Annotated in this window: 14 protein-coding genes; 12 read left to right on the plus strand and 2 right to left on the minus strand. The window is 70.6% G+C overall.

Going from position 1 to position 23,081, the window contains the following annotated elements; genetic code table 11:
* Nucleotides 1-29: 29 nt before the first annotated feature.
* Both G4D83_RS27450 and G4D83_RS27455 read right to left on the minus strand, forming a co-directional pair.
* The gene (locus G4D83_RS27450) at nt 30-929 is read right to left on the minus strand and encodes an alpha/beta fold hydrolase (protein ID WP_163867799.1); all 900 of its coding nucleotides are present in this window, start codon (nt 927-929) and stop codon (nt 30-32) included.
* Nucleotides 926-1,825 (minus strand): halocarboxylic acid dehydrogenase DehI family protein, encoded by a 900-nt coding sequence (locus G4D83_RS27455; protein ID WP_163867800.1) that lies wholly within the window; start codon nt 1,823-1,825, stop codon nt 926-928. Before G4D83_RS27455 ends, G4D83_RS27450 begins: the two co-directional genes overlap by 4 nt.
* A 385-nt stretch (nt 1,826-2,210) precedes the next feature.
* Between G4D83_RS27455 and G4D83_RS27460 the strand changes: the two genes are divergently transcribed.
* From G4D83_RS27460 to G4D83_RS27515, 12 genes are all read left to right on the plus strand, one after another.
* Nucleotides 2,211-2,528: a hypothetical protein gene (locus G4D83_RS27460; protein ID WP_217911304.1), complete on the plus strand. Its 318-nt coding sequence runs from the start codon at nt 2,211-2,213 to the stop codon at nt 2,526-2,528.
* The gene (locus G4D83_RS27465) at nt 2,525-3,880 is read left to right on the plus strand and encodes a sensor histidine kinase (RefSeq protein WP_163867801.1); all 1,356 of its coding nucleotides are present in this window, start codon (nt 2,525-2,527) and stop codon (nt 3,878-3,880) included. The genes G4D83_RS27460 and G4D83_RS27465 overlap by 4 nt, the downstream gene beginning before the upstream one ends.
* Nucleotides 3,877-4,614 carry a hypothetical protein gene (locus G4D83_RS27470; RefSeq protein ID WP_163867802.1) on the plus strand — a complete coding sequence of 246 codons (738 nt, stop codon included), beginning with the start codon at nt 3,877-3,879 and terminating at the stop codon, nt 4,612-4,614. Before G4D83_RS27465 ends, G4D83_RS27470 begins: the two co-directional genes overlap by 4 nt.
* A complete protein-coding gene (locus tag G4D83_RS27475; RefSeq protein WP_163867803.1) occupies nt 4,611-5,480 on the plus strand; it encodes an SAM-dependent methyltransferase in 870 nt (289 codons plus the stop codon). The genes G4D83_RS27470 and G4D83_RS27475 overlap by 4 nt, the downstream gene beginning before the upstream one ends.
* A 130-nt stretch (nt 5,481-5,610) precedes the next feature.
* The gene (locus G4D83_RS27480) at nt 5,611-5,811 is read left to right on the plus strand and encodes a hypothetical protein (RefSeq protein WP_163867804.1); all 201 of its coding nucleotides are present in this window, start codon (nt 5,611-5,613) and stop codon (nt 5,809-5,811) included.
* 68 nt (nt 5,812-5,879) lie between these two features.
* Complete coding sequence (locus G4D83_RS27485) at nt 5,880-9,134, plus strand: carboxypeptidase regulatory-like domain-containing protein (protein WP_163867805.1); 3,255 nt, start codon at nt 5,880-5,882, stop codon at nt 9,132-9,134.
* Between the two features lie 88 nt (nt 9,135-9,222).
* Entirely contained in the window at nt 9,223-10,479 is a 1,257-nt protein-coding gene (locus tag G4D83_RS27490) for a metallophosphoesterase family protein (protein ID WP_163867806.1), read from the plus strand.
* On the plus strand, nt 10,476-13,760 hold the full coding sequence (locus tag G4D83_RS27495; protein ID WP_163867807.1) for an AAA family ATPase: 3,285 nt from the start codon (nt 10,476-10,478) through the stop codon (nt 13,758-13,760). The genes G4D83_RS27490 and G4D83_RS27495 overlap by 4 nt, the downstream gene beginning before the upstream one ends.
* Nucleotides 13,761-13,831: 71 nt before the next feature.
* A complete protein-coding gene (locus G4D83_RS27500; protein WP_163867808.1) occupies nt 13,832-17,083 on the plus strand; it encodes a carboxypeptidase regulatory-like domain-containing protein in 3,252 nt (1,083 codons plus the stop codon).
* Between the two features lie 241 nt (nt 17,084-17,324).
* Nucleotides 17,325-18,878 carry a cyclic nucleotide-binding domain-containing protein gene (locus tag G4D83_RS27505; RefSeq protein WP_163867809.1) on the plus strand — a complete coding sequence of 518 codons (1,554 nt, stop codon included), beginning with the start codon at nt 17,325-17,327 and terminating at the stop codon, nt 18,876-18,878.
* A gap of 102 nt (nt 18,879-18,980) precedes the next feature.
* Nucleotides 18,981-19,667, plus strand: coding sequence for a lysophospholipid acyltransferase family protein (locus G4D83_RS27510; RefSeq protein ID WP_240356648.1), 687 nt, complete (start codon nt 18,981-18,983; stop codon nt 19,665-19,667).
* 60 nt (nt 19,668-19,727) lie between these two features.
* On the plus strand, nt 19,728-23,063 hold the full coding sequence (locus G4D83_RS27515) for a carboxypeptidase-like regulatory domain-containing protein (protein ID WP_163867810.1): 3,336 nt from the start codon (nt 19,728-19,730) through the stop codon (nt 23,061-23,063).
* Nucleotides 23,064-23,081 lie beyond the last annotated feature (18 nt).

The following is a 23,081-nucleotide window of genomic DNA, read 5'->3' on the forward strand; positions in this document are numbered from 1 at the left end:
GGCCCGGGAGCGAGCGCCAACTTCCTCCGTCAGACAGGCGCCGCCGAGCCCCAGACCTCCTCCGCCACCGAGCGCCGCGTCACATGGCTCACCGGCGACGCCCCTTCCAGGAAGCCGAACAACTCCATCGCCACCGCGTGCGGCGCGTCCCACATGACGAAGTGCCCCGCTCGCGGCACCTTCATCCACCGCGCGCCGGGAATGTCCCACGCCAGGCGCTCGCCGAACTTCGCGGGCAAGAGGCCGTCCTTCTCGCCCCACAACACCAGCGTCGGCACGGCCAGGTGACTCAGCTTCGACGCCAGCTCCAGCGTGTGGTTGGTGTTCAGCGACACCGCGTCGCGTGACAGCGACACCATCCCCACCTCCGTCGCATACGGCGCCAGCAACCCCTCCAGCAGCTCCGCCGTCTGCGGCGTCGCGAAGCCCTTGCGCTTGAGCGCCGGCGTCAGGAAGCGCGTCAGCCGCTCCGGCGTCAGCCTGCGCGCCATCCCCGGCGTGCCCAGCTGCGCCATCAGCCCCTTGGGCCACGCGTCGTAGCAGACGCTGTCCATCAGACACAGCCGCGCCACCCGCCGGGGGAAGCGCACCGCGAGCTGCAGCGCCACGCCGCCGCCCACGTCGTGCCCCACCACCGTCGCGTCCACCACGCCCAGGCGGTCCAGCCACGCCTCCACCGCCTCCGCCTGTCGCGCTATCGAGCGGTCGAACCTGTCCCGCTTGTCGGAGAACCCGTAGCCCAAGAGGTCCGGCGCCAGCACCCGGTTCGACACCGCCAGCCCCTGCGCAATCCCACTCCACAGATAGCTCCACGTGGGCATGCCATGCAGCAACACCACCGGCGGCCCGGAGCCCCAGTCCACGTAGCTCAGGAACCGGTTGCCCAGCTCCGCCACCTCTTGTCGCCCCTGCCACTCGCGCCAGTTCATCGCAGCTCCTCCGCCGCCACCCAGTCCGGCACCAGCCGCGACGCGCCCGGCATCGGCTGCCGCAACATGTCCGGCACGTCCTGCACCATCCGCGACAGGTTCAACAACAACGCCGGTGAGCGACGCTCCAGCGCCTGCGTCACCTTCAGCACCGCGTCCGCGTTCTCCCCCAGCGCCGCCACCCGCTCGCGGCTCAGCGCCACCGGGTACGGCAGCCCCCGAGCCCGTTGCCGCGCGGACTCCAACAACCTGTCGGCCGCCTGCTGGAAGTCCTCGTCCTTCATGCGCGGCTTCAGCCGGCGCCACGCCGTCTCCAGGTACGAGGGCCAGCACGCCAGCGCGCGGTACTCGCCCGGCACGCCCGGCGGCCCCACCGTCTTCACGATGTCCGCGAACAGCGAGCGCAGCGCCGGGTCCGCGGGCTTCTCCACCACCCACTCCATCGCCGCCATGCGCGAGGGGATGCCGCGCTCCAGTCGCTCCGACGTGCCCAGGGCGTCCGCCTGCCCCACCAATTGCCCCTCCAGCGCCATCCGCACCGCGGACACCATCAGCAGCACGCGGGGATGCATCGCCTCGCACAGCTCCAGCGCGCCGCGCGCATGGAAGCGCTGGCTTTTGCCCAGCTTCGCCGCGTTCCACGCGCCCAGCACCTCCCACTGCACCGTCGAGTCCAGGACCTCCTGCCACAACCCCAGCGCCGCCTCCTCGAAGGCGCGCGTCTCCACGTTCGGCCCCATCGCCTCCCACATCGCCACGAAGAAGCGCGGGTACGCCGCCCACGTGCGCAAGGACACGTCCACGCCCGTCACGCGCAGCGTCTGCCGCAGCTCGTGGTAGACGCGCTCGACACCGCCCTCCGCCCCGTGCTCGCTCACCTGTCTCACCCTGGCCATGCCGGCACCCCCGGCAACGGTGGGAACGGCGCGGCGGCGTGGACACCTCCCCGCGCGGCCCGGCCGCCCGGAAGTCCCCGCTCCCAGGGCAGGCTCCGCGCGGGCCTGGCGTCGGCTCCCCACCACCTCGCCCCCCTGGAGGGAGGTGCCGCCGGACACTAAAGAACACTCGGGCCGAGGTCCGTTTGACTCCGTCCTTGACGGCTCGCTTTGCTTCCTCTCGCGCGACGAAGGAGTCGCGCCTGCCTGGTTCGCGGGGGGCAACCAGCATGTGGCTTCGACACCTGTCTCGTAGACGGCCACTTCGAAGCAGCTCCCCACGGGCGACCCGCCCCGCGCGCCACCATCGCCAAGAGGACGCCATGCGGCGCCCGGGGGAGACGACATGAGCAGCGACAACGACACCTGGGGACCACGACTCGTCAGCGTCCCCCTCGTCGGCGCGGTGAGCGACTACCTCCAGCGCATCCAGGACCTGGGCGCCGTGGAGGGCCCGGGTGGCGCGGTGGGACTCAACCCCGCGCTGGAGCCGGTGATGGAGGCGCTGCACCACCTGCTGGCCGGTGGCGAGGTGGAGGTCCGCGTCACGCGGCGAGGCCACCCCCGGCTGGTCCAGGAGCTGCGTCAGCGCGTCGACGACGCCACGCGCGAGGTGAACGAGCTCCAGCGAGTGGCGGGTTGCACCCTGTCCACCACCGTATGAGTCCACGCGCGGCGGGCGCCGCCGCCATCACGGCCTCCTTCCGACACTGGACGCGCGCCCAGGACAGCGCCGAGGTGCTCTCCGCCGCGAGCGTGGGCGCCTGGTGGGCGCTCACCACCGTGGTGCTCGCGGTGCTCGCCGCCGTCGCGTGGGCCCCTGGCGCGAGCACGCTCTTCGGCATCTCCTTCTTCGACGGCCTCTTGTGCGCATCGCCCATGCTCGTCAGCGGGCTGCTCTTCTCCTCGGTGCACCGGAAGCGGCGTCACATCGAGACGTGGGGTTGGTTGTGGCTGCTGCTCGGCGTCACGTCGCTGCACTTCTTCCTCGCCGCGCTGATGGCGATGTCGGAGCTGCAGGGCGCCACCGTCATCACCTCCCTCTTCCTCTTCACCACCGCGTTCCACGGCCGGCTGCACCGGGTCACACCGAAGCAGCCCTTCGTGGCCCTGGGCACGGCGCTGGCGCTGGTGACGGCGCTGCCCCTCATGGAGAGCAGCGAGCACCTGGTGTTGTTCGGCGTCATCGGCCCCGCGGCGCTCACCGCGGAGCTGTACCTGGGCACCTTCGCCGTGCAGCACGACAAGGCCCGCGCGGAGGCGGCACGCCTGCGCGCCGCGGTGCAGGCACAGTTGTTGGAGCAGCAGGAGCAGGACGTGGGGCGGCTGTCGCGCGCGCTGGGGGAAATCCTCGGCTACCACCACGAGCTGGACAGCGCGCTCATGTCGGCGGGCACCGCGGCGGACATGCTGGCCGTGCTGGGCGTGCAGCGCAACGCGCTGGCTCGGGGGGACTTCGAGGACCTGGTCAAGACGCTCAACGACAGCCTCACGCAGATTCGCGACATGGTCTCCGAGATTCGCGCGAAGGGCCGGCGCTACGTCGGCTCGGAGCCGGAGCCGGTGGAGCTGACGCCGCTGCTGGAGGGCGTGCGCACCAGCATGGGCCTGCGCTTCCCGGACGTGGATATCGAAGTGGCGGTGGAGCCGGGGCAGCCGATGCGCGCCTTGATGCGCGGCGGGGCCACCACGCTGCGGCGGGTGGTGGAGAACCTGGTGCTCAACGCCTGCGAGGGGGACGGCAAGCAGGGCGCCTCGCGCGTGCGCATCCAGGCCCGCGTGGAGCCGCTCAGTGGCCGGCTGGAGGTGGTCATCGCGGACGACGGCCCGGGCTTCCCCGCCGCGCTGCTCAACGTCCCCGCCGAGGAGCTCTACACGTCCAAGCCCGAGGGCACCGGCCTGGGCCTGTACACCAGTGAGTGCCTGCTGCGCGCCAGCGGCGGAATGCTGTACCGACGCAACGCCCCGGACGGCGGAGCCCTGCTGCGCCTGTTCCTGCCCAGGGAGTACCGATGAGCGGAGGAGCCCTTTATCAAGAGGCCCTGCGGGTGCTGCGGCGACTGGAGCTGCCCGAGGAGTCTGAGCACGACGCGCTCGCCGCGCTGGAGGCCGCCCAGCCAGGCCCGCTGCCCCTGTTCTACGAGGCCGGCGCGGAGGCAGGACTGGAGCGCCCCGTGCTGACGGCGCGCGGCGTGGGCCTCTTCTTCAGCTTCTGCGCGGGCAACCTCGCCGACGACCTCATCGACGGCGACTGCACCTACTACGACACGCCCGTGCGCGTGGCCCCGTGCACGCAGTTCCTCCTGCAGAACCTGGCCTGGGCCACGCTGGCCGAGCCTCGCGCGCTCGTGTCCTTGAACGCGCTGGAGGAGAGCGCGCGCCTGCTGGCCCAGGCGGCGGGACCGCAGGCGATGGAGGTGCGGGCCCGGGAGTGGAACGCGCCCTTGTTCCGCCGCGTGGCGGAGGGCATCGCCGGGCGGCAGTGGGCCGCGTACCTGCGCGTGCTCTGGGCGGGGACGCGGCTGGAGGAGCGCGCGGTGTCGGTGGGCATGAGCCTGGGCATGGCCGCGCACGTGGCGGAGGACATCCGCTCCCGCGACACGCGCTTCACCTCCATGCCCGCGGCCGACAGGCTCACGGTGGTGGCGTGGGGCAGGCAGGCCGCGGAGGCACTTCGCGCCGAGGACCTGCGCTGCCTGGACGCGGCGCTGCGCCGCATCGAACCGATACTTCCGGAGGTGGAGTCATGAGGGCGGAACCCACGCGGAGCGAGGCCCGTCATGACGCGGTGGCCGCCTACTACGAGGAGAAGACGGAGCGCATCCTCCGTCGCTACGGGCCGGGGCCCCGCATCCACTTCCACGCGGGGCTGGTGGACGACGTGCCTCCCCCGGGCGAGCCGGAGCCACTCGTGCGCGAGCGCGTCCATGCCTCGCAGGAAGCGCTGCTCGCGGAGCTGGCGCGCGCGGTGGGCCGCTTCCCGAACGGGGGCGACGTGCTGGACGTGGGCTGTGGCCTGGGCGGCGGCGCGCTGTACTGGGCCGCCGAGCACCAGGCGTGGGTGACGGCGGTGACGAACGTGGCCACGCACGTGGAGCTGGTGCGGACGTTCGCCGAAATCGAGGGCGTGGGCGCGCGCGTGAAGGCCCTGCACTGTGACGCGCTCGCGGTGCCGGGCCGCGCCTGTTTCGACGCCGTCGTCGCGGTGGAGAGCAGCAGCTACCTGCCGCGCGCGGAGTGGTTCCGCCGGGTGCGCGGGCTCTTGCGGCCCGGAGGCGTGGTGGCCATCGCCGACTGCTTCCTCGGCCGCCCCGAGCTGGCCGCGCCCTTCGACCGGTACTGGCGCACGCGCATCGGAACCCTGGACGAGTACCTGTCCACCGCGCACGCCGCGGGCCTGGAGCTGGAGGTCCGCGACGACGTGTCCGCGCGCGTGGTGGGCTTCTGGTCCCTCACGCTGGAGTTGCTCGCGCACGAGCGCTTCGCGGCCCCTGGCCAGCCTCCGTCACGCGTCCTCGCACGCGGCGAGTCCCGCCGCGAGCACCTGCGACTCCAGCAGGCGTTGATGGATGGCGGACTGGAGTACGCGCTGCTCGTGCTGCGTCGCGAGGACTGACGGCCGCGAGTCGACACCGCGCCTGTCCTCCGGCCAGGGGCTGACGAGAAGGCAAGCACGCCCGGACACGTGCGATGCACGCGGCGCGTCCTCAGCCTTGGGCGAGTCTTCAAAAGGGGAGGTACGCGCGATGAGGACTTTCACGCGATGGATGACGGTGGTGGCGGTGGCGGCGGCCTTGACGATGACGGGGTGCCGGGAGCGGAGCCGGGAGGACAACTCGGGGGCCATGGGCGGCTCCGGCAATAACAAGGACGCCCTGCAGCACCAGGGCACCGGCGGCTCCGGCCAGCCGCAGATGCAGGGCACGGACGCGGGCACCATGCGGTAGCCCTCGCCGCGACAGGTGGGCTCCGGCTGTTATCCTGACGACTCGACGTCGGACAGCCGGAGCACATCATGCGCGGGTGGATGTGGGGGAGCATCATCGCGGGGATGCTCGCGCTCCTGGGGTGGTGGTTGCTCGGAAGCACCGAACGTCCGGCCCCTGTGCCTGAAGTCACTTCAGCGCCCCGACGTGCACCGGAGGACTCGCTTCCGCGCACGTCCGCGGCCACGCACGCGACGCGGGGAGCGGGACGGTCCATTCGCGGCACCGTGGTGGACTCGCTGGGTCGTCCCGTGACGGGCGCCCGCGTCTCCGCGTCGTGGCCCGAGGCGGGCGAGACGCTGTCGGAGCTCCCTTGTCCGGAGGAGTTCCTCCCCTATTGGGAGAACCTGGACGATGCGCCCGAGCGGCAGCGCAAGCTCCCCTCGTGTCTGCCGCAGGTGGAGGACACCCTCACCGCGCTGCTGGTGGCTCGACAGGGCGAGGCCCCCATCCACGCGGAGGCCACGTCGGGCGACGACGGCGTCTTCGTGCTGGAGGGACTTCCCGAGGGTCCTCAAACCCTCCTCGCGCTCTCCGAGAAGGGCGCCGCGCTGCGCCCCGCCGTGCCCTCCGGCAGCCAGGACGTGGAGCTGACCCTGGCGCAGCCGTGGTTCTTGACGGGCCGCGTCCTCGGGGACGGCAAGCCGCTGGCGGGCGCCTCGGTGACGGCGGTCAGCATGCACCACACCCGCTTCTTCGACACGAGCACGGATGAACAGGGCCACTTCAAGGTGGGCCCCCTGCCCCGCCAGAGCTACCACGTGCTCGCGACGAAGGAGGGCTGGCTGGCTTCGCTCGAGCCGGACCGGTACGCCGACGACCCTCGCGAGGTGATGCTGTATCGGCCCCGCGTGATTCATGGCTGGGTGCTGTCCGATGGAGCCCCCGTGCCGGGCGTGGAGGTCCGGGCATCGCGCGCCGCCATGTACGACGGGGCCCCGGTTCCCCGAACGAAGACGGACGAGGAGGGACGCTTCGCGCTCGACCTGAGCACGGGCGCGTACGCACTCACCGTGGCGCACGATGGACGGTATGCCTTCGCGCGGGTGGAGCTGCACTCGGACGCTCCGCGCGAGATGGTGCTGAAGCTGGGCGAGGCGCTCCACGTCGAAGGCACGGTGTTCGACGACGCGCGCGGGCGGGTGGAGGGGGCGCGCGTGAAGGCGCGCTTCTCGCGAGGAGGACGAGAGGAGCTGGAGACCGTCACGGAGGCGGACGGCCACTACCGGCTGGGCCCGGTGGAGCCGGGCCACTGGGAGTTCACCGTCGAGGCTCGCGGACATGTGGATTTGACGATGGGCCAGGAGCACGAGCTGAGCGTCGGCATGGGCCCTCGGGACTTCACGCTGAAGCGCACGCAGACCATCACCGGTCGCGTCGTGGACAGCGCGGGCCAGCCGATATCGGGCGTGCCCCTGGCGATGGAGCCGGTGGGAATCGAGGGCCCCCTGGACTACGAGCCGCAGGAGTCGGCCTTCTCGGACCGGGACGGTTTCTTCGTGATGGATGCCACCCGAGCGGGCTCCTACAAAATCACGGCGCGAAGCGAGGACTACGTCGAGGAGACCGTGGTGGTGAAGGCCCCTGGCCGCGAGGTGACGCTCACCTTGAGCGCGGGCGCGACGGTGGAGGGCACGGTGACGGACGCGCGGGGTCTGCCGCTGTCGCGGTTCATCGTGAACGTGCTCCCGAGAGACCATGACGACGAGGAGGAGCGCTTCCTGGAGACGCAGGGCACCGATGACCAGGGCCACTTCCGCCGCAAGGGCATCCATCCGGGGCGCTATCGCGTGGAGGCGAAACAGAAGTCCTCCAGCGTGGACCGGAGGGCCTGGGCCGACGTGGAGCTGCTGGCCGACACGGTGACGAAGGTGGAGCTGCGGCTCCAGGAGGAGCACTCACTGGAGGGCATCGCCGTCGACACCACGGGCCGGCCGGTCCAGGGCCTCACCGTGCGAGCCCGCTCTCTCGTCAGGGACGACGGTCCCAAGTTCATCGAGATGGGTGAGGACAGGAACGAGACACCGTTCGGTGTCCTCACGGATGAGGAGGGGCGCTTCGTCCTTCGCGGCCTGGGCCCCGTCGACCATTCCTTGCGCGCCATCAAGCCAGGCCATGAGCTGCTGCCGGAGCGTTGCTCGGGAATCGTGCCTGGAGACGAAGAGGTCCACGTCACTGCAGACACGAAGCAGGTGCGGCTGGTGTTCCGTCGCCGCCCCCACATCCGGGGACGGTTGCTCGGAGCGGACGGCGCGCCCCAGCGCGACTTCTCCGTCGGGGACACGCGAATCAAGAGCGAGGACGGAACCTTCACCGTCCCCCTCCACGAGCAGCCCATCACCCGTCAGTACCTCTTCAGCGTCCACGAGCAGCCCAAGGTGACGCGCGCGGTGAAGGGCGGCGTGGACGTGGCGGATGTCGACCTGGGAGAGCTACGGCTGGAGGAGGGGCGCTACGTCCAGGGCCTGGTGCTCGACGCGGAGACAGGCGCGCCGGTGAAGGGCGTCACGGTCCGCCTCGACGCCGAGCCTGACGAGGACGGTCAGCGTGGCCAGCTCGCCGGCGCGCGCACGAACGACGATGGCGAGTTCTCTCTCGACAAGGTGGCCTCCGGCCCCCACACGCTCCGGATGAGCCACGAAGGCCACTACCGCGAGCTGCTCGTTCCGGTGGCCGCCACGCAGGAGAAGGTGACGGCGCGGATGGAGTCCGGCGCTCGGGTGAAGGTGACGGCGCGGAACCGACAGGGCCGTCCGGTGGACGGGTTCATCAGCTATCAGGGGCCCGGCGGCGCTGAAGGCCTGTTCGAGCTGGGCAAGGGCATGGCTGAGTTGCGCGGCCTGGAGCCCGGCCGCTACGCGCTCCGGCTGACGGCGCGGCAGCGCAATGAGCCACTCCCGGACTTCCAGCCGATGAGCGTGGACCTGCCCGAGCGCGGAGCGCTGTCGGTGGCCTTCCTGCCCGCGACGGGCGGTGCCACGGTGAAGCTGCGCCTGCCCTCGCAAGAGGGGGTGGGCCTGGGGCTGGTGCCCGGCAGCGTGCCGCCTCCCAGCACCCTCCCGGCGCTGCGCCACCTCATCTTCCAGGGCGTCCCCTGGACGTACAACGAGGACGACCCGGAGGTCACCTTCACCCATGTCCCCGAGGGCAGGGTCACCGTCTTCTTCCACACGTCCGCCATGCCCGGTCGCTTCCACACCGAGGAGCTGGACATCCCGGCGGGAGGGACGATGTCACTCACCCTACAGCCGTCCTGGAGGAGGCTCGACGTCGCGTCGAAGTGAGCGCCTCTTGCCTGCCTGACAGCACGCGGGAGCTGCGGGGTGGAAAGCAGGCTCCTCGCCGTGCTTCGGATACGGTGCGGGGCTCGACATGCACTTCAAGTTCGTCCACGCCGCCGACCTGCACCTGGACACTCCCTTCCGTGGCGTGGCCGCTCAAGGCCCTCTGTTGGGGCGCTTCCAGGAGTCCACCTTCCGCGCGCTGTCGCGCATCGTCGACCTGTGCCTGCGTGAGCGCGTCGCCTTCCTCCTCCTGGCGGGAGACTTGTTCGAGGTGAAGGACCGCTCGGTGCGCGCGCGGCTGGTGCTGCGGCGCGAGCTGGGCCGGCTGCATGACGCGGGCATCGAATCCTTCATCGTCCACGGCAATCATGATCCGCTCAGCGGCGACACCGGGACGCTGGGGTTGCCGTCCTCCGTGAAGGTGTTCGGTCCGGATTGGGAGGAGGCGGAGGTGCGGCGCGAGGGACGTCGGCTGTGCCGTGTGCAGGGCATCTCCTATCCGGACGTGGAGGTGCGCGACGACCTGTCCGCGCGCTTCCGTCGCACCGGGGACGGCTTCAGCGTGGGCCTGCTGCACGCGAACCTGGGCGGCGCGGAGGGCCACGCGAACTACGCGCCCTGCACACCCGCGGGCCTGGGCTCGCGCGGGCTGGACTACTGGGCGCTGGGGCACGTGCACACGCGCAGCGAGCTGATGCTGCCCGGTGGCGGCGTCGCGGTGTACCCGGGCAATCCGCAGGGGAGGCATGCGCTGGAGACAGGCGAGCGGGGCTGCGTGCTGGTGGAGGTGGAGGACGGCGGCATGCGGCGGCGCTTCGTGCCGGTGGACACGGTGCGCTGGCATCGGCTGGAGGTGTCGCTGACGGGCGTGGCCACACTGGACGCGCTGCTGGGCGCGGTGGGAGAAGTGGTGGACGTGGCGTGCGCGCGGGAGCTGGATGGCCACGCGGTGCGACTGGTGCTGACGGGACGCGGGCCGCTGCATCGCGAGCTGGCGCGGCCCGGAGCGCTGGTGCAGTTGGAGGCGGACCTGCGCGCTCGGCTGGCACAGGGACATCCGCCGGTGCTGCTGGAGTCGCTGCGGGATGGAAGTCGTCCGGAGCTGGACTGGGAAGCGCTCCAGGCGGAGGGCGGCTTCGCGCGCACGTTGTTGGAAGAAGCACGTTCGCTGAAGGAAGACCCGGTCGCGCTGGCGCGACTGTGGGAGCAGGAAGCGCTGGGCAGTCTGGGCCAGCGGCTGAAGCGCCTGGGGGTGGATGTGCTGGAGGTGCCCCGAATGGAGTGGGTCTCCCGCGCGAGCCTGCTGGGGGTGGAGGCGCTTCACGAAGAGGAGGAGGGGGCATGAAGCCAGGGTTGCGCATCGACACGCTGCGAGTGCGGCGCTTTGGGCACTTCTCGGACCTGACGTTGGAGCTGGGGCCCGGGCTGCATCTGCTCTACGGACCCAATGAGGCGGGCAAGAGCACGCTGCTCGCCTTCCTGCGCGCAGTGTTGTTCGGCTTCGAGAAGCGCGGGAGTCCGGAGCGCTACGCGCCTCCAGAGGACGATGCTCCCTTCGGCGGAGAGCTTCGACTCTCCACGGGCATGGGACCACTGCTCGTGCGGCGCATGGCGGCGCCCAAGGGAAGGAAGTCGGAGACGCTGACGGTGCTCGGGCCGAACGGCGATGCCGTGTCCGAGGAGCGCCTGAAGGATGCGCGAGGCCATGTCACGCGCGAGCTGTTCTTCGATGTCTTCGCCTTCCGGCTGGAGGAGCTGGCGGGGTTCGAGCAGCTCACCGAGGAGCGCGGCGCCTCCGAGGCCCTGGTCGCCGCGAGCATGCGGGGGGCTCGGCGCCTGCCGGAGGCGATGTCGTCGCTGCGCAAGAACGCGGAGCAGCTCTACAAGCCGAACGGCTCGAACCCCGAGCTGAACGTGAAGCTGCGTGAGTTGGAGGAGGTGCAGGCGCAGCTTCGCGAGGTGGGCAACCGGCCCGCGCTCTACTTCTCGAAGCGGGAGCGGCTGGAGTCGCTCGGCGTGGAGCTGGGGGGATTGGATTCGCGCTTGCGCGAGGACGGCCTCGAGCTGGAGCGACTGGCCCGGCTGGAGTCGGCGCTGGGGGATGTCTCCTCGCTGGCGACGACCCGGGCGGAGCTGGAGTCCCTTCCTTCGTTGAAGACGTTCCCCGAGGGCGGTGAGGCGCGCCTGGAGGATGCGCTCCAGCGGAGCAGGACCCATCGCGGGAACGTGGCTCGGCTCGCGGAGCAGTTGAGCTTCACGGAGGCGGAGCTGGAGCGGCTGTCCGCTCCGTCGCCGGTGCGAGGACGGGAGGAGGCGCTGCGGGCCGCGGTGGCGGCGTACTCGGAGCGCTCGGAGCTGGTGCGGGCGCTGCCGGCGCGACGCGCGGCGCTGGGGATGAAGCGGCGACAGGTGGAGTCGGCGCTGGAGGAGCTGGGACTCGGCGTGGATGGGCCGGGGCTGGTGGCGCTGGATTTGAGCGCGGGGGCTCGCGCGGGGTTGGAGGCGCTGTCGTCCCGGCTGGACGTGGAGGAGACGGGGCGGCGCGAGGTGGGTGGGGCGCTGGCTCGGGCTCGCTCGGAGCGGGAGCGGGTGGAGGGCGTGCTGGCGCGCACGGAGTTGGAGCTCGCGGAGCTTCCGGACGTCCGGCCGGCGCAGGTGCGACAGCAGCAGGCGGGGCTGGCGCGGATGCGCGTCGCTCGCGCGGACCTGGAGCGGCTGGGTGAGCAGAAGATGGAGGCTCGGCGGCGGATTGACGGCCTGCGAGGGCCGGTGACGGAGCTTCCGAGTTCCTCGAGCCCGGTGATTCCGGTGTGGCTGGTGCCAGTGGCGGCGGCCGTGGCGGTGACGCTCGCGGTGGCGGCGTGGTTGCTCGGGGGCACGGTGGTGGGCGTGCTCGGGCTCGTGGGTGGGCTGGTGCTGACGGGCCTGCTGGAGTTCGCCCGGCGGAAGGTGGAGTCCGCGCGTGATGCGGAGCGTGGAGCATGGGAGGCTCAGCAGCAGTCGCGGAAGCAGGAAGAGGAACGGCTGCGTGTCGAGCTCGCTGGGTACGTGGCTCGCGAGGAGCTGGCGCGACGGGAGCTGCTCGCCTCCGCGACGGAGGCAGGGCTGTCCCCGGCGGCGACGTCCTCGGACATGGCGGCACGCGAGAGCGCGCTGGCGGAGGCACTGGAGCAGGCGGGACGGCGCGAGTCGCTGTCACGCGAGCGGGACACACTGCGCTCCACGCATGACCTGGCCCTGCGTGATGAACGACAGGCGGATGAACTGCTGCGCGGGCACGAGGCGCGACATGCGTCACTGAGCACGGAGCTGACCGCGTGTCTGTCGGCGAGATGCTTTCCGGTGGGGCTGCCCGCGCAGGCGGCGCTAGCCCTGTGGCGCGATGCCTCGGCGCTGCGGCAACGGTGGCAGGACCTGGTCGCGGACGAAGCGGCGTTGTCCGCCGATGAAGCGGCCTGCGCGGACGTGGTCTCTCGACTGCGAGCGCTGGCGACGGACGTGGCGCCAGGAGCAACGCGCCTGTCCGAGGACTCGAACCTCCCGCGCATGGAACACGAGCGTGGCTCCGCGAACGCCTCATCGAAGGAGAGCAGCACGGCGTCATCGGAATCCATGGACCTGGTGGTCATGAGAGTGAACGCGGCGCTGGAAACAGCACGCGAGCAGGAGACAGAGCGACGTGCGGCGGAGGAGCGTCGTCGCGAGCTGCGCGAGGAGAAGGCCCGCCTCGACGAGCTGTGTCGCACGGAGGAGGCCTCACTCTCCGCGTTGCTCGCCGAGGGCGGTGGTGGTGACGAGGAGACCTTCCGTCGACGCGCCGTGCAGGCACACCGATACGCGGAGCTCACCCACCGAGCGCGCGAACTGGCCCACCGCATCGAGGCTCGCACGGGCCTGTCCGACACCGAGGCTCGCGAGGCCCTGCGCGCCCTGGGCGGAGAAGAAGGTCTGCGCACGGTGTTGAGCCAGGTGCGCGCGCGCCATGCGGAGGCCCAGGAGAAATCGAAGGAGGTGCTCACCGAGCAGGGCGCCACGCGGAACCAGCTCGAGCAGTGGGAGAACGACGACCTGCTCGCGCGCCTGCGCATCCAGGAGGAGACCCTGCGCGCGAAGGTGGCGGAGCTCGCCACGCGCTACGCGGAGGACAAGCTGGCGCTGGCCTTGCTGGGACGCGCGCGTCGGCGCTTCGAGGAGGAGCAGCAGCCGCGCGTGGTGCAGCTCGCCTCGGAGCACTTCGCCCTGCTGACAGAAGGGCGCTACCGCCGCGTGTTCATCCCCGCCGGTGACGAGCGAGAGCTGCGCGTGAGCGACGGCGAGCGGGACTGGAGCGCGGCCCAGCTCTCACGAGGAACCCGCGAGCAGCTCTACCTCGCCTTCCGCCTCGCGGTGGTGCGCGACTTCGGAGAGACGCGGAGCGCGCTGCCGCTCATCGTGGACGACGTGCTGGTGAACTTCGACCCCGGCCGGGCCCGGAGCGCCATCCAACTCCTGGCCCAGCTCGCCGAACACCAACAGGTGATTGCCTTCACCTGCCACCCCTGGCTGCGCGAGCTGTTCGAGGCAGAGGGCGCACAGACGCAAACACTGGAGTCCAGAGACTCCGCCGCCACGCTCCGAGCCGTCTGAATCGAGCCCCCAGGGCTCAGCGCCCGGGGTCCTCCACTGCTACGCTCACGGACGTGGCGAGTGGACGAGACATGCACAAGTGGCGACGGTCGGCACTCATCCTCGGAGTGCTCACACTGCTGGGCACGCTGGCGGTGCCCTACTTCCTGAAGTCCGAGGATGCGCCCACCCCGCGCAGAACCTCCACGCCTCGAAAAAGCACGGGCCTCGTCCTGCCCCCGCCCGCGCCACGGGCCGAAGGCTCCCTGCGCATCCAAGGCATCGTGCACGGAGACCAGGGCCCCCTCGCGGGAGTCCGCATCTCCGCCACCCGCTCCGAAGCACATCAGACGCTCTCCGAGCTGACGTGCGAGGAGGTGCTGCCCCACCGCCGGGGAGATCGTCACGACTTCGCGGATTGCTTCTTCACGGAACCCGCCACCACGCTGGAGCTGCTCCTCTCCCGTCAGGGCGAAGCCCCGCTGTACGCGGAGGCCATCACGGACGAGCACGGCCGCTTCACCCTCGAACAGCTCCCCGAAGGACCCTTCACCCTCTGGGCCCTCGGCCCGCGAGGCGCGCGGCTGCAACCGGGAGTCGTCGCGGGAACGCAGGGACTCCAACTCCGACTCGAAGAGGGCGTGTTCCTGGAAGGCACGGTCATCGACGAGGACCTCGCGGCCCTGCCCCAGGTCCAGGTGATGGCCGTGCATCAAGGCTTCACCCGCTTCTTCGACGTGGAGACGGACGCGGACGGGCGCTATCGCATCGGCCCGCTGCCCGTCGGAGACTACGCCCTCGCCTTCACCAAGGACGGCTGGATTCCCGACCTCAAGGACTCCGTGTTCGCCGAGCCCGTGAAGCTCCTGCGCCCCCATCGCATCGTCGGTCGAGTGATGCGACAGGGCACCCCCGTCCCCCACGCGACAGTCCAACTGAGAGACATCACCTTCAACGAGCGCGGCATCGCTCCTCCCCTGCTGTCCTCGAAGCAGGAGACCACGGACGCCCAGGGGCGCTTCACCTTCGAGGCGCTCTCCTTGCGTCTGTTCCGGCTCGAGGCCACCCAGGGCGAGCATCACGGCAGGGCCGAGGTCCCCATGTGGACCCATGATTCCAAGCAGGAGGTCCTCCTGAGCCTGAGCCCCGGGGCCATGCTGGAAGGCACCGTGAAGGACGAAGCCGGAGCCGCCATCGAGGGCGCACTCGTCCAACTCCAGGAGCGCGGACTCAAGCCGCGGTACGTGAAGACCACCACGGATGCCACGGGCCACTATCGCCTAGGCCCGCTCGCCCTCGCGCCCCACGAGCTGGAGCTCACCTCTCCGCGACACTTTCCCACCAGCGAATCCGTCGCGGAGCTGAGCCCTGGCACGAAGCGGCTCGACTTCACGCTGCGCACCCCGCTCTGGGTCGACGGGGTCCTCGTCGATGAAGCAGGCAGCCCCGTCCCGGACATGCACATCACCGTCGACAATCCTCCCTCCGAGGACACCGACGACACGCTCCTCCTCGCGCCCTATGAAGCCGTGTCGGATGAGCAGGGTCGGTTCCACCTGAACTTCCCCACGCCCGGGCCCTTCCTCCTGAAGCTCCTCGACGAGCCTCGCTTCCGCATGGAGGAGCTTCAAATCCAGGCCCCCGACACACAGGTCCGCTGGGTCCTGAAGCGAGGAGCCGCTGTCTCCGGCGGGGTCTTCGACGAGCTGGACACGCCCCTGTCCGGGCTCCGCGTGCGCCTGTCGACCGAACCTCCCGAAGAAGGCACGACGAACAGCCCCGAGCAGGGGGTGCTGAGCGAGACCTGGACGGACGCACAGGGCCACTACGCGTTCGGGGGCATGAAGCCAGGACAGTACGTGCTCGAGGCCCTCCACGATTCCGGCGCCGTAGAGCGCTTCGCCACCCGACACCTGGAGCTGAGCGAGCGGCAGGAGGCCCACGTGGACCTGCGCCTCGAAGCGGGCTGGACGCTGTCGGGCATCGTGGTGGACACCCAGGGACAACCGCTCTCCGGAGCTGACATCTTCATCGAGCCTCCGCCGGACTCCACTCCCAAGTGGCGCGTGGGCTATCGCCACCACACCGTGGAGCTCCTCACGCGGACCCGGGAGGACGGGCGCTTCACGCTGCGCAACCTGTCGAGCCGGGACGTGGAGCTGCGCGTGAAGAAGCAGTCCTTCCGCCTCGCCCCCCACCTGTCCACCGGCGGCGAAATCGGGCTCGACTCACTGCATGCCCATGAAGGCGGCCCCCCTGTCCGCTTCGTCATGTCGCGACAGGCGCGCATCCACGGGCGCGTGGTGGGCCCGGACGGCAAGCCCCTCACGCGCTTCCGGGTCATGCGGGAGGTCGTGGAGCATCCCCGAGGTGAGTTCTCGTTGGACGTGGTGGCCGCGGGCGCGCGGCCCGTCATCTTCCAGGCGGAGGACCTGGCGCCGGTGTTCCGTCAGGTCGAGGTGCCTCACGACACGGAGGTGGTGGACCTGGGCGAGGTTCGGATGAGCGCGGGACGCAAGGTGGCCGGGCGCGTGCTGGACGCGGAGACCTCTGCCCCCGTGGAGAGCGCCCTGCTCGTCCCCGACCTGGAACACTCCGACAGCGTGAGGCTCCACCCCTACACAACCTGGACGCAGGCGTACACCAACAAGGATGGGCGCTTCATCATCGCTCGCGTGGACGAGCACTCCGCCACGCTGAACATCCGGGCCCATGGCTATCTCTCCAAGAAGTTGACCCTGGCTCCAGGTTCCCAGGAGGACCTCACGGTGCGCATGGAGAAGGGCGCGCGGGTGGAGCTCTCCGTCCTGGACGCGAAGGGTCGGCCCACGAGCGCGACCGTCTTCCTGGACCGCGAAGGAGCGGAGTCGTTCCCCTACAGCATCGAGGTCCCCGCTGAGGGCCCCTTCGTCGTGCGAGACCTCGCGCCAGGCACCTACCGGGTGAATGCCTCCGCTGGCGAAGGGGGTCTGGAGAGCTACCAGTCGCAGCGCATCCAGATTCCCGCGAGCGGTGGAGTCTCCATCACGGTGAAGGCGCGGTCCGAAGGCGCCACCCTGGAGCTGCGCGTGAACAGCCCCCTGCTCTTCACCCTGGCGCTCGTCTCCGGTGAAGACCCCTGGCCCAAACAGGGCTACGACCTCTCGTCACTGCGCGAACGCTCCCTTCCACATGACGTCGGCAAGGAGGGAACGATGACCTTCCGCAACCTCCCCGCCGGAAAGCTGACGCTCTTCCTCATCACCAACGACTGGCGGGGCAGCCATCGCGAGCTCATCGACATCCCCGAGACAGGCACCGTGGTGCGCGACGTGACGCCGAAATGGCAGGCCGTCAGGCAGTGAGCCCCGCTCGTCCGCCCCGCGTTCCACTCAACAGGGACAGGGAGTGAGCGAGACCTTCGTACAACCAGACCTTCGTACAAGGGCTCGCATCATCTTCGAACGCGCGCGGAGGCCCTGAAACGCGGTCGACGTTGAGGACTCGGCATCCAGGCTCGGGAGCGCCGTCGCTCGGCGTGTCCGGACTTACTTGGCAACGGAGCCGCACTGGTCCGCCGCCAGAAGAACGGAGAGCCACCCCACCATGTCCCGTATCGCGAGCACCGAGGTCGTCATCCCCCAGTCTCTGTCCACCGAGCAGCGGCGACGCCTGACGGACGTGCTCTACGCCGTGCATCAGGAAATCTTCGAGGGAGTCGAGCGCGAGGGCTTCGCGAAGTACGTGGTGGAGTCCACCGCCGAGCACACCTGGATTCAGCTCCACCGCAACGAAGCGGGCGCGCTCGTCGGCTACTTCGCACTGCATGTCTTCGAGAAACAGTTGAACGGCGTGACGACGGCCGTGTTCCGCGCGGAGGCCGGCTCGCTGCGCGCCTACCGGGGTGGCAACACCAACACCCGCTTCGGATTGTCGCTCATCCTCAGATACCTGCTCCGCCACCCGGGCCGGCCCGCGTACTACCTGGGCGCGCTGGTGCACCCGTCCAGCTATGCCCTGCTCGCGAAGTACTGCGACGAGTTGTGGCCGCGTCACGAGCAGCCCGTGCCTCCCGGGCTGCGCGACTTCCTGGCGGAGCTGGGCACCGAGTTCGGACTGGCCCCTGTCGACGCGCGCAATCCCCTGCTGCGCCACGTGGGCTGGCGCACCCGCGAGTCCGAGGTGGAGCAGGACTACTGGCAACAGTGCGAGAAGCGGTCCGCGCGCTACTTCCTCGAAACCAACCCGGGCTACACGCTGGGCCATGGGCTGCTGACGCTCGCGCCGGTGACGATGGGCAACGTCCTCAGCGTCCTGCGCGTCATGAGCGGGCGCGTCCTGCGCAAGCCCGTGGAGCCGGCCATGAAGCTCGCGTACCGGCTGCCAGGAGGCTCGCGCCTGCTGCGCTCGACGGTGGCCCGCCAGCTGCGCTCCTCCCCGCTGTTCGCCCACGTCGACACGCGCGCGCTGGAGTCACTCGCCGCGCGCGCCCAGGTGCAGGAGCTGCCCGCGGGCCACTTCGTCTTCCGCCAGGGCGACATGAGCGATGAGCTGTACCTGCTCGCGCGCGGCGCCGCCTACGTGCTCGCGACGCACGGCGCCGACGAGGACCTGGTGAACCAGCTCGGCAGCGGCACGGTGTTCGGAGAGCAGTCCACGCTCGCGGGCGGCCGGCGCTCCGCCTCGGTGCGCACGGCGTCGGCCTCCACCGTGGTGCGGATTCCGGGCGCCGCGCTGCGCGAGCTGCTGGAGTCGGACGCGGACCTGAGCCGTCAGGTCTGGGGCACCTTCGCGGAGCGGCGCTTCGACGACCTGGTCCGTGGCCGCAACCGCTATGCCCACCTGGGCCGCAAGGAGCGGCGCGCCTGGCTGCTGCGTGGACAGGGGCACGTGCTCGCGCCCAGGAAGGAGCTGCTGCTGGAGCCGGGCTCCCATCTGTTCATGGTGCTGGGCGCGGTGGAGCTGGCGCACGCCTCGCCCCGGCTGACGGCGCGCGGGGCCCTGCTCCTGGAGGTGGAGCGTCCGCTCCCCGTCGTCACCATGGAGGCCACGCGGCTCGTCGTGTTGCCTCGGCTGGCGTCACCGGAGCTCCAGCTCGCCGTGGACCTGACACTCCCTCGGGCAAGACCTCCCGCGAACCTTCTCCACGCGCGGGCGTGACAACTCCCTTCCCCTCCACTCGCAACCCTGTGGCAGACTGCGCGCCCTATTCGACTCCTGTTCTCCATCTTCTTCTGGGCGTTCTTCGCGCTCTCCAGCGTGGTGCTCTTCCTGGGCGCCATCGTGGTGTGGGCCGTCACCACGCCCTTCGACCGCAACGGCCGGGTCCTGCACCTGTACTCGTGCTTCTGGGCGCAGCTGTATTTCTACGTCAACCCGCTGTGGCACCTGCGGGTGGACGGCCGCGAGCACCTGCCCTGGCACGGGCCCGCGGTGCTCGTGGCCAACCACGAGTCGCTCGGCGATATCCTCGTCCTCTTCGGCCTGTACAGCCCCTTCAAGTGGGTCTCCAAGCAGGCCAACTTCCGGCTGCCGCTCATCGGCTGGAACATGAGGCTCAACCGCTACGTGCCCCTGGTGCGCGGCGACAAGCCGAGCATCATCAAGATGATGCAGTTGAGTGAGCGCTGGCTCGAGCGCGGCGTCCCCATCCTCATGTTCCCGGAGGGCACGCGCTCCGCGGACGGCCAGCTCAAGCCCTTCAAGGACGGCGCCTTCGCGCTGGCCCTGAAGATGCGCTGCCCCATCATCCCCGTCGTCCTCACCGGCACGGCGCGAGTCCTTCCCAAGCATGGACTGGTGATGCAGACCTCCGCCCACTGCCACGTCCAGGTCATGCCTCCAGTGGACGTCAGCGGCTTCGACGACGTCACCGTCCTGCGCGAGCACGTCCGGGACCTCATCGCCGCCGAGAAGGCCCGCCTGGAGTCGCTCCCCGCTCGCGCCTGAGCCCCCCGGCGACTTCGTCCCGAGCGCCCTGCTAGCCTGGGGGGCCAACGGGAGGGGTCCATGCGAAGGCCAGCCATGGTGGGGCTCATGCTCGGGGTGATTGGCCTGAGCTCGGTCATCGCCGTCATCACCTTCCGCGAGCCCTCCGACGGCGACACCGCGCCCTCCACCTCCAGGCCCGCCTCCCAGGAGCTGCCCGGCCCCAGCGAGCCCTCGCCTCCGCCGCGCGGCGCGCTGTCCCTCCGGGGCCGCGTGCTCACCGACAAAGGGGCGCCCGCCCGGGGCGTGGAGGTCTCCGCGTCGCGAGCCCTGCCCGGTGAATCGCTGTCCGCGCTCCCCTGCGGCCAGGACGCCGAGACGCCCATGTCCTCCTCGTCCTGTCTGGACACCCAGTCCCTGCTCGCGCTGCGCGGCCTCATCGACGAAGGGCGCGGCACAGCGCCCCTGCTGACGCGCGCCACCACGGCGGAGGACGGCAGCTTCATGCTGGAAGGCCTGCCCGAGGGCAGCGTCGCGCTGTGGGCCGTGGGAGCCCAGGGCTCCGCGCTGGAGCTCGACGTGGCGACGAGCTCACAGGCCGTGGAGCTCATCCTCCAGCCGAGCGACGTGTTCACCACCCGCGTGGTGGACGAGGCCGTGCGGCCCGTGGCGGACGCCAGCGTGACGCTCTTCCACGCCGAGCACTCGCGCTACTTCGAGACCCGCACCGACGCGGAGGGCCGCTTCCGCGTGGGGCCCCTTCCTCCTGGCGACTACGCGCTGGTCGTCTCCAGTCCGGGGTTCTTGACGGCGCACCTGACGGACATCGTCGCGGAGGACCTCTCGGCCGAGGACCTGGTGCTGCACCGGCCCCGGCGAATCGTGGGACAGGTGCTGCTGGACGAGCGCCCCGTCGCGGGGGTGCGGGTGCGAGCCCACGATTCCGAGTACGAACCAGAGACCGACGGCGAGGCCCCCTTCACCGGCGTCACGGACGCCCAGGGGCGCTTCGTCCTGGAGGACGTGTCGCCGGGCGACTACGTGCTGCGGGCGGCGCAAGGCGACCACCAGGGAGAGACGGAGACCACGCTCGCGGAGGAGCAGGCCGAGGCGGAGGTGACGCTGCACCTGGGCACCGTCGTCAAGGTGGAGGGCCTGGTGCGCGATGAGGCGGGGCAGCCTGTCGCCGACGCGAAGGTGACGCTGGACACCCACGGGGACGTGTCCATGAGCACCGTCGTCGACACCGGCGCGGATGGGCGCTTCGTGTTCCACTCCGCGACGCTGGGCCACAACGACTTCTCGGTGTTCGCCGTGGGCTATCAGCACCTCTCGGTGAGCGACGTGGTGGTGACGCGGAAGCCGGCGCCGCTGGACTTCACCCTGAAGCGCGCGTTCGTGCTGGCAGGCGTCGTCACCGACACGGAGGGCAACCCGCTGACGGAGGCGGAGGTCATCGCCATGAAGTGGCGGCGCGAGCCGGGGCTCCGGCCCGACGGCACCCCGGCCTCCGACGAGGACCTGGACGACGTCTCCAACGACGCGGAGACGGCCTACACCTCGACCGAAGAGGAGGGGCGCTTCGTGCTCAACCTGAGCGAGCCAGGGCTCCATCGACTCAAGGCGCGGGCCCCGGGCTTCCTGGAGACGGAGTGGAGGGAGGTACAGGCGCCCTCCCGGGACGTGCGCCTGGTCATGCGCCGGGGCGCGAGCGTGGAGGGCACCGTGGTGAGCACCAGCGGCGCTCCGCTGGCGGGGCTTTCAGTCTCCCTCTGGGAGGACGGCCAGGACTCCGCCACCTCCGAAATCATCAGCGACGCGGAAGGCCGCTTCATCCTGCGGGGCCTCTCTCCGGGCCGGTACTCCCTGCGAGCCCACCGCACCCGGGGCGGCCCGCCTCGAGCGCAGCTCCCCGTCGTGCTCCAGGGCGCGGAGACGAAGACGGTGACGCTGCGACTGGAGCCGGGGCTGTCGCTGTCGGGCCTCGTCGTGGACGAAGCCGGCAAGCCGGTGGCCGACGCCGACGTGCACGCCTACGTCTTGAGCGAGGAGAGCCCTCGTCCGAGGTTCCTCCACCACGGGCGATATCCCTTCCATGATGGCTCCAGCGTCACCACGGATGAGCAGGGGCGCTTCACGTTCGACCACCTGTCGCCGGGCCCGTGCAAGCTCAGCGTCAGGGCGGAGGGCTTCGAGTTGGTGGCGGAGCCGCTTCAGGAAGAAGAGGGGGCCCGCTCACGAACCCCCCAGGTCCTCGTGGCGGCCGGGTCGACGAACGTGAAGCTGGTGGTGCGTTATCAGGGAGGCATCCGGGGCCGGCTGGTGCGCGAGGACCGCACGCCCATCACCCGCTTCGACGTCAACGAGGAGTCCTTTCGCGAGCCTGACGGCGTCTTCCACATCACCGTGGACGAGCCGGGCCGCACGTGGGTGACGATGGAGGCGCCGGGCCTCACGCGCGTCATGCGGGAGGTCGAGGTGGAGGTGGGGCGGGACACGGACCTGGGTGACGTGGTCCTCAAGGCCGGGCGTCGGCTGCGCGGCCGGGTGCTGGACGCGGTGACGTCCACGCCGGTCGTCGGAGTGGAAGTGCAGGCGAACCTCGTCGTCCCCGCGTCACCAGGGGACGAGGAGCCGGAGGCGCAGTCGCTGGCGCATGCGCGCACCACCGCCGATGGCGCCTTCGTGCTGCCTCCCCTGGAATCGGGCGCGGCCTTGCGTCTGGAGCTCTCCCATCCGGACTACCTGCCGCTGAGCCAGCAGATGGCACCGGGCGAGACGACGCTGGAGCTGCGCCTGCTCACGGGTGCCAGGCTGGAGGGCACGGTGAAGGACCGCGAGGGGCGGCTCGTGAGCACCTTCCTCTCCCTGCGCCCCCTGTCCCCGGTCGGCGCGGAGTCCATCACGATGGAGGAGGACAGCGGCAGCTTCCACGCGACGGGCCTGGCGCCCGGGGAGTACACCCTCGTCGCCAAGGCGGCGACGACGTCCCGAAGAGACTCCATCCGCTTCATGCCCCAGCGCGTGAAGCTGACCGCTGGCGAGCGCAAGGAGCTCAACCTCCAGGAGCTGAGCGGAGGCACCACGCTGAAGCTGCGCCCGCCGCCCTTCGCCGTCATGAACCCGACCTCCTCGGTGATGGTCGTGGGCTACCACCTGTTCGCCGGCACCGTGCCGGTGCCGAAGGACCGGGAGGAGCTGGAACACTTCTCGGAGACGCTGGGAATCGCACCCTCTTCGGAGTCCGACTCCCAGTTCGACCAACTGCCCCCGGGCCACTACACCTACGTCCTGATGGGCAGGAATCACCTGACCCAGCACTGGGCCCTCCACCGAGGCGAGGTGGACCTGCCCGCACAAGGCACCATCACGGTGGACATCCCTCCCGCCTGGGTCTCGCTGTCGAATGACGACTGAGGTCCGAAGCGCCCCGTT

The organism is Myxococcus eversor (assembly GCF_010894455.1).
Lineage (GTDB): Bacteria > Myxococcota > Myxococcia > Myxococcales > Myxococcaceae > Myxococcus > Myxococcus eversor.

Coding starts and splice junctions, on each gene's coding strand:
- G4D83_RS27450 (WP_163867799.1), bottom strand. CDS start 929: ATGAACTGGCGCGAGTGGCAGGGGCGACAAGAGGTGGCGGAGCTGGGC.
- G4D83_RS27455 (WP_163867800.1), bottom strand. CDS start 1,825: ATGGCCAGGGTGAGACAGGTGAGCGAGCACGGGGCGGAGGGCGGTGTC.
- G4D83_RS27460 (WP_217911304.1), top strand. CDS start 2,211: ATGAGCAGCGACAACGACACCTGGGGACCACGACTCGTCAGCGTCCCC.
- G4D83_RS27465 (WP_163867801.1), top strand. CDS start 2,525: ATGAGTCCACGCGCGGCGGGCGCCGCCGCCATCACGGCCTCCTTCCGA.
- G4D83_RS27470 (WP_163867802.1), top strand. CDS start 3,877: ATGAGCGGAGGAGCCCTTTATCAAGAGGCCCTGCGGGTGCTGCGGCGA.
- G4D83_RS27475 (WP_163867803.1), top strand. CDS start 4,611: ATGAGGGCGGAACCCACGCGGAGCGAGGCCCGTCATGACGCGGTGGCC.
- G4D83_RS27480 (WP_163867804.1), top strand. CDS start 5,611: ATGAGGACTTTCACGCGATGGATGACGGTGGTGGCGGTGGCGGCGGCC.
- G4D83_RS27485 (WP_163867805.1), top strand. CDS start 5,880: ATGCGCGGGTGGATGTGGGGGAGCATCATCGCGGGGATGCTCGCGCTC.
- G4D83_RS27490 (WP_163867806.1), top strand. CDS start 9,223: ATGCACTTCAAGTTCGTCCACGCCGCCGACCTGCACCTGGACACTCCC.
- G4D83_RS27495 (WP_163867807.1), top strand. CDS start 10,476: ATGAAGCCAGGGTTGCGCATCGACACGCTGCGAGTGCGGCGCTTTGGG.
- G4D83_RS27500 (WP_163867808.1), top strand. CDS start 13,832: ATGCACAAGTGGCGACGGTCGGCACTCATCCTCGGAGTGCTCACACTG.
- G4D83_RS27505 (WP_163867809.1), top strand. CDS start 17,325: ATGTCCCGTATCGCGAGCACCGAGGTCGTCATCCCCCAGTCTCTGTCC.
- G4D83_RS27515 (WP_163867810.1), top strand. CDS start 19,728: ATGCGAAGGCCAGCCATGGTGGGGCTCATGCTCGGGGTGATTGGCCTG.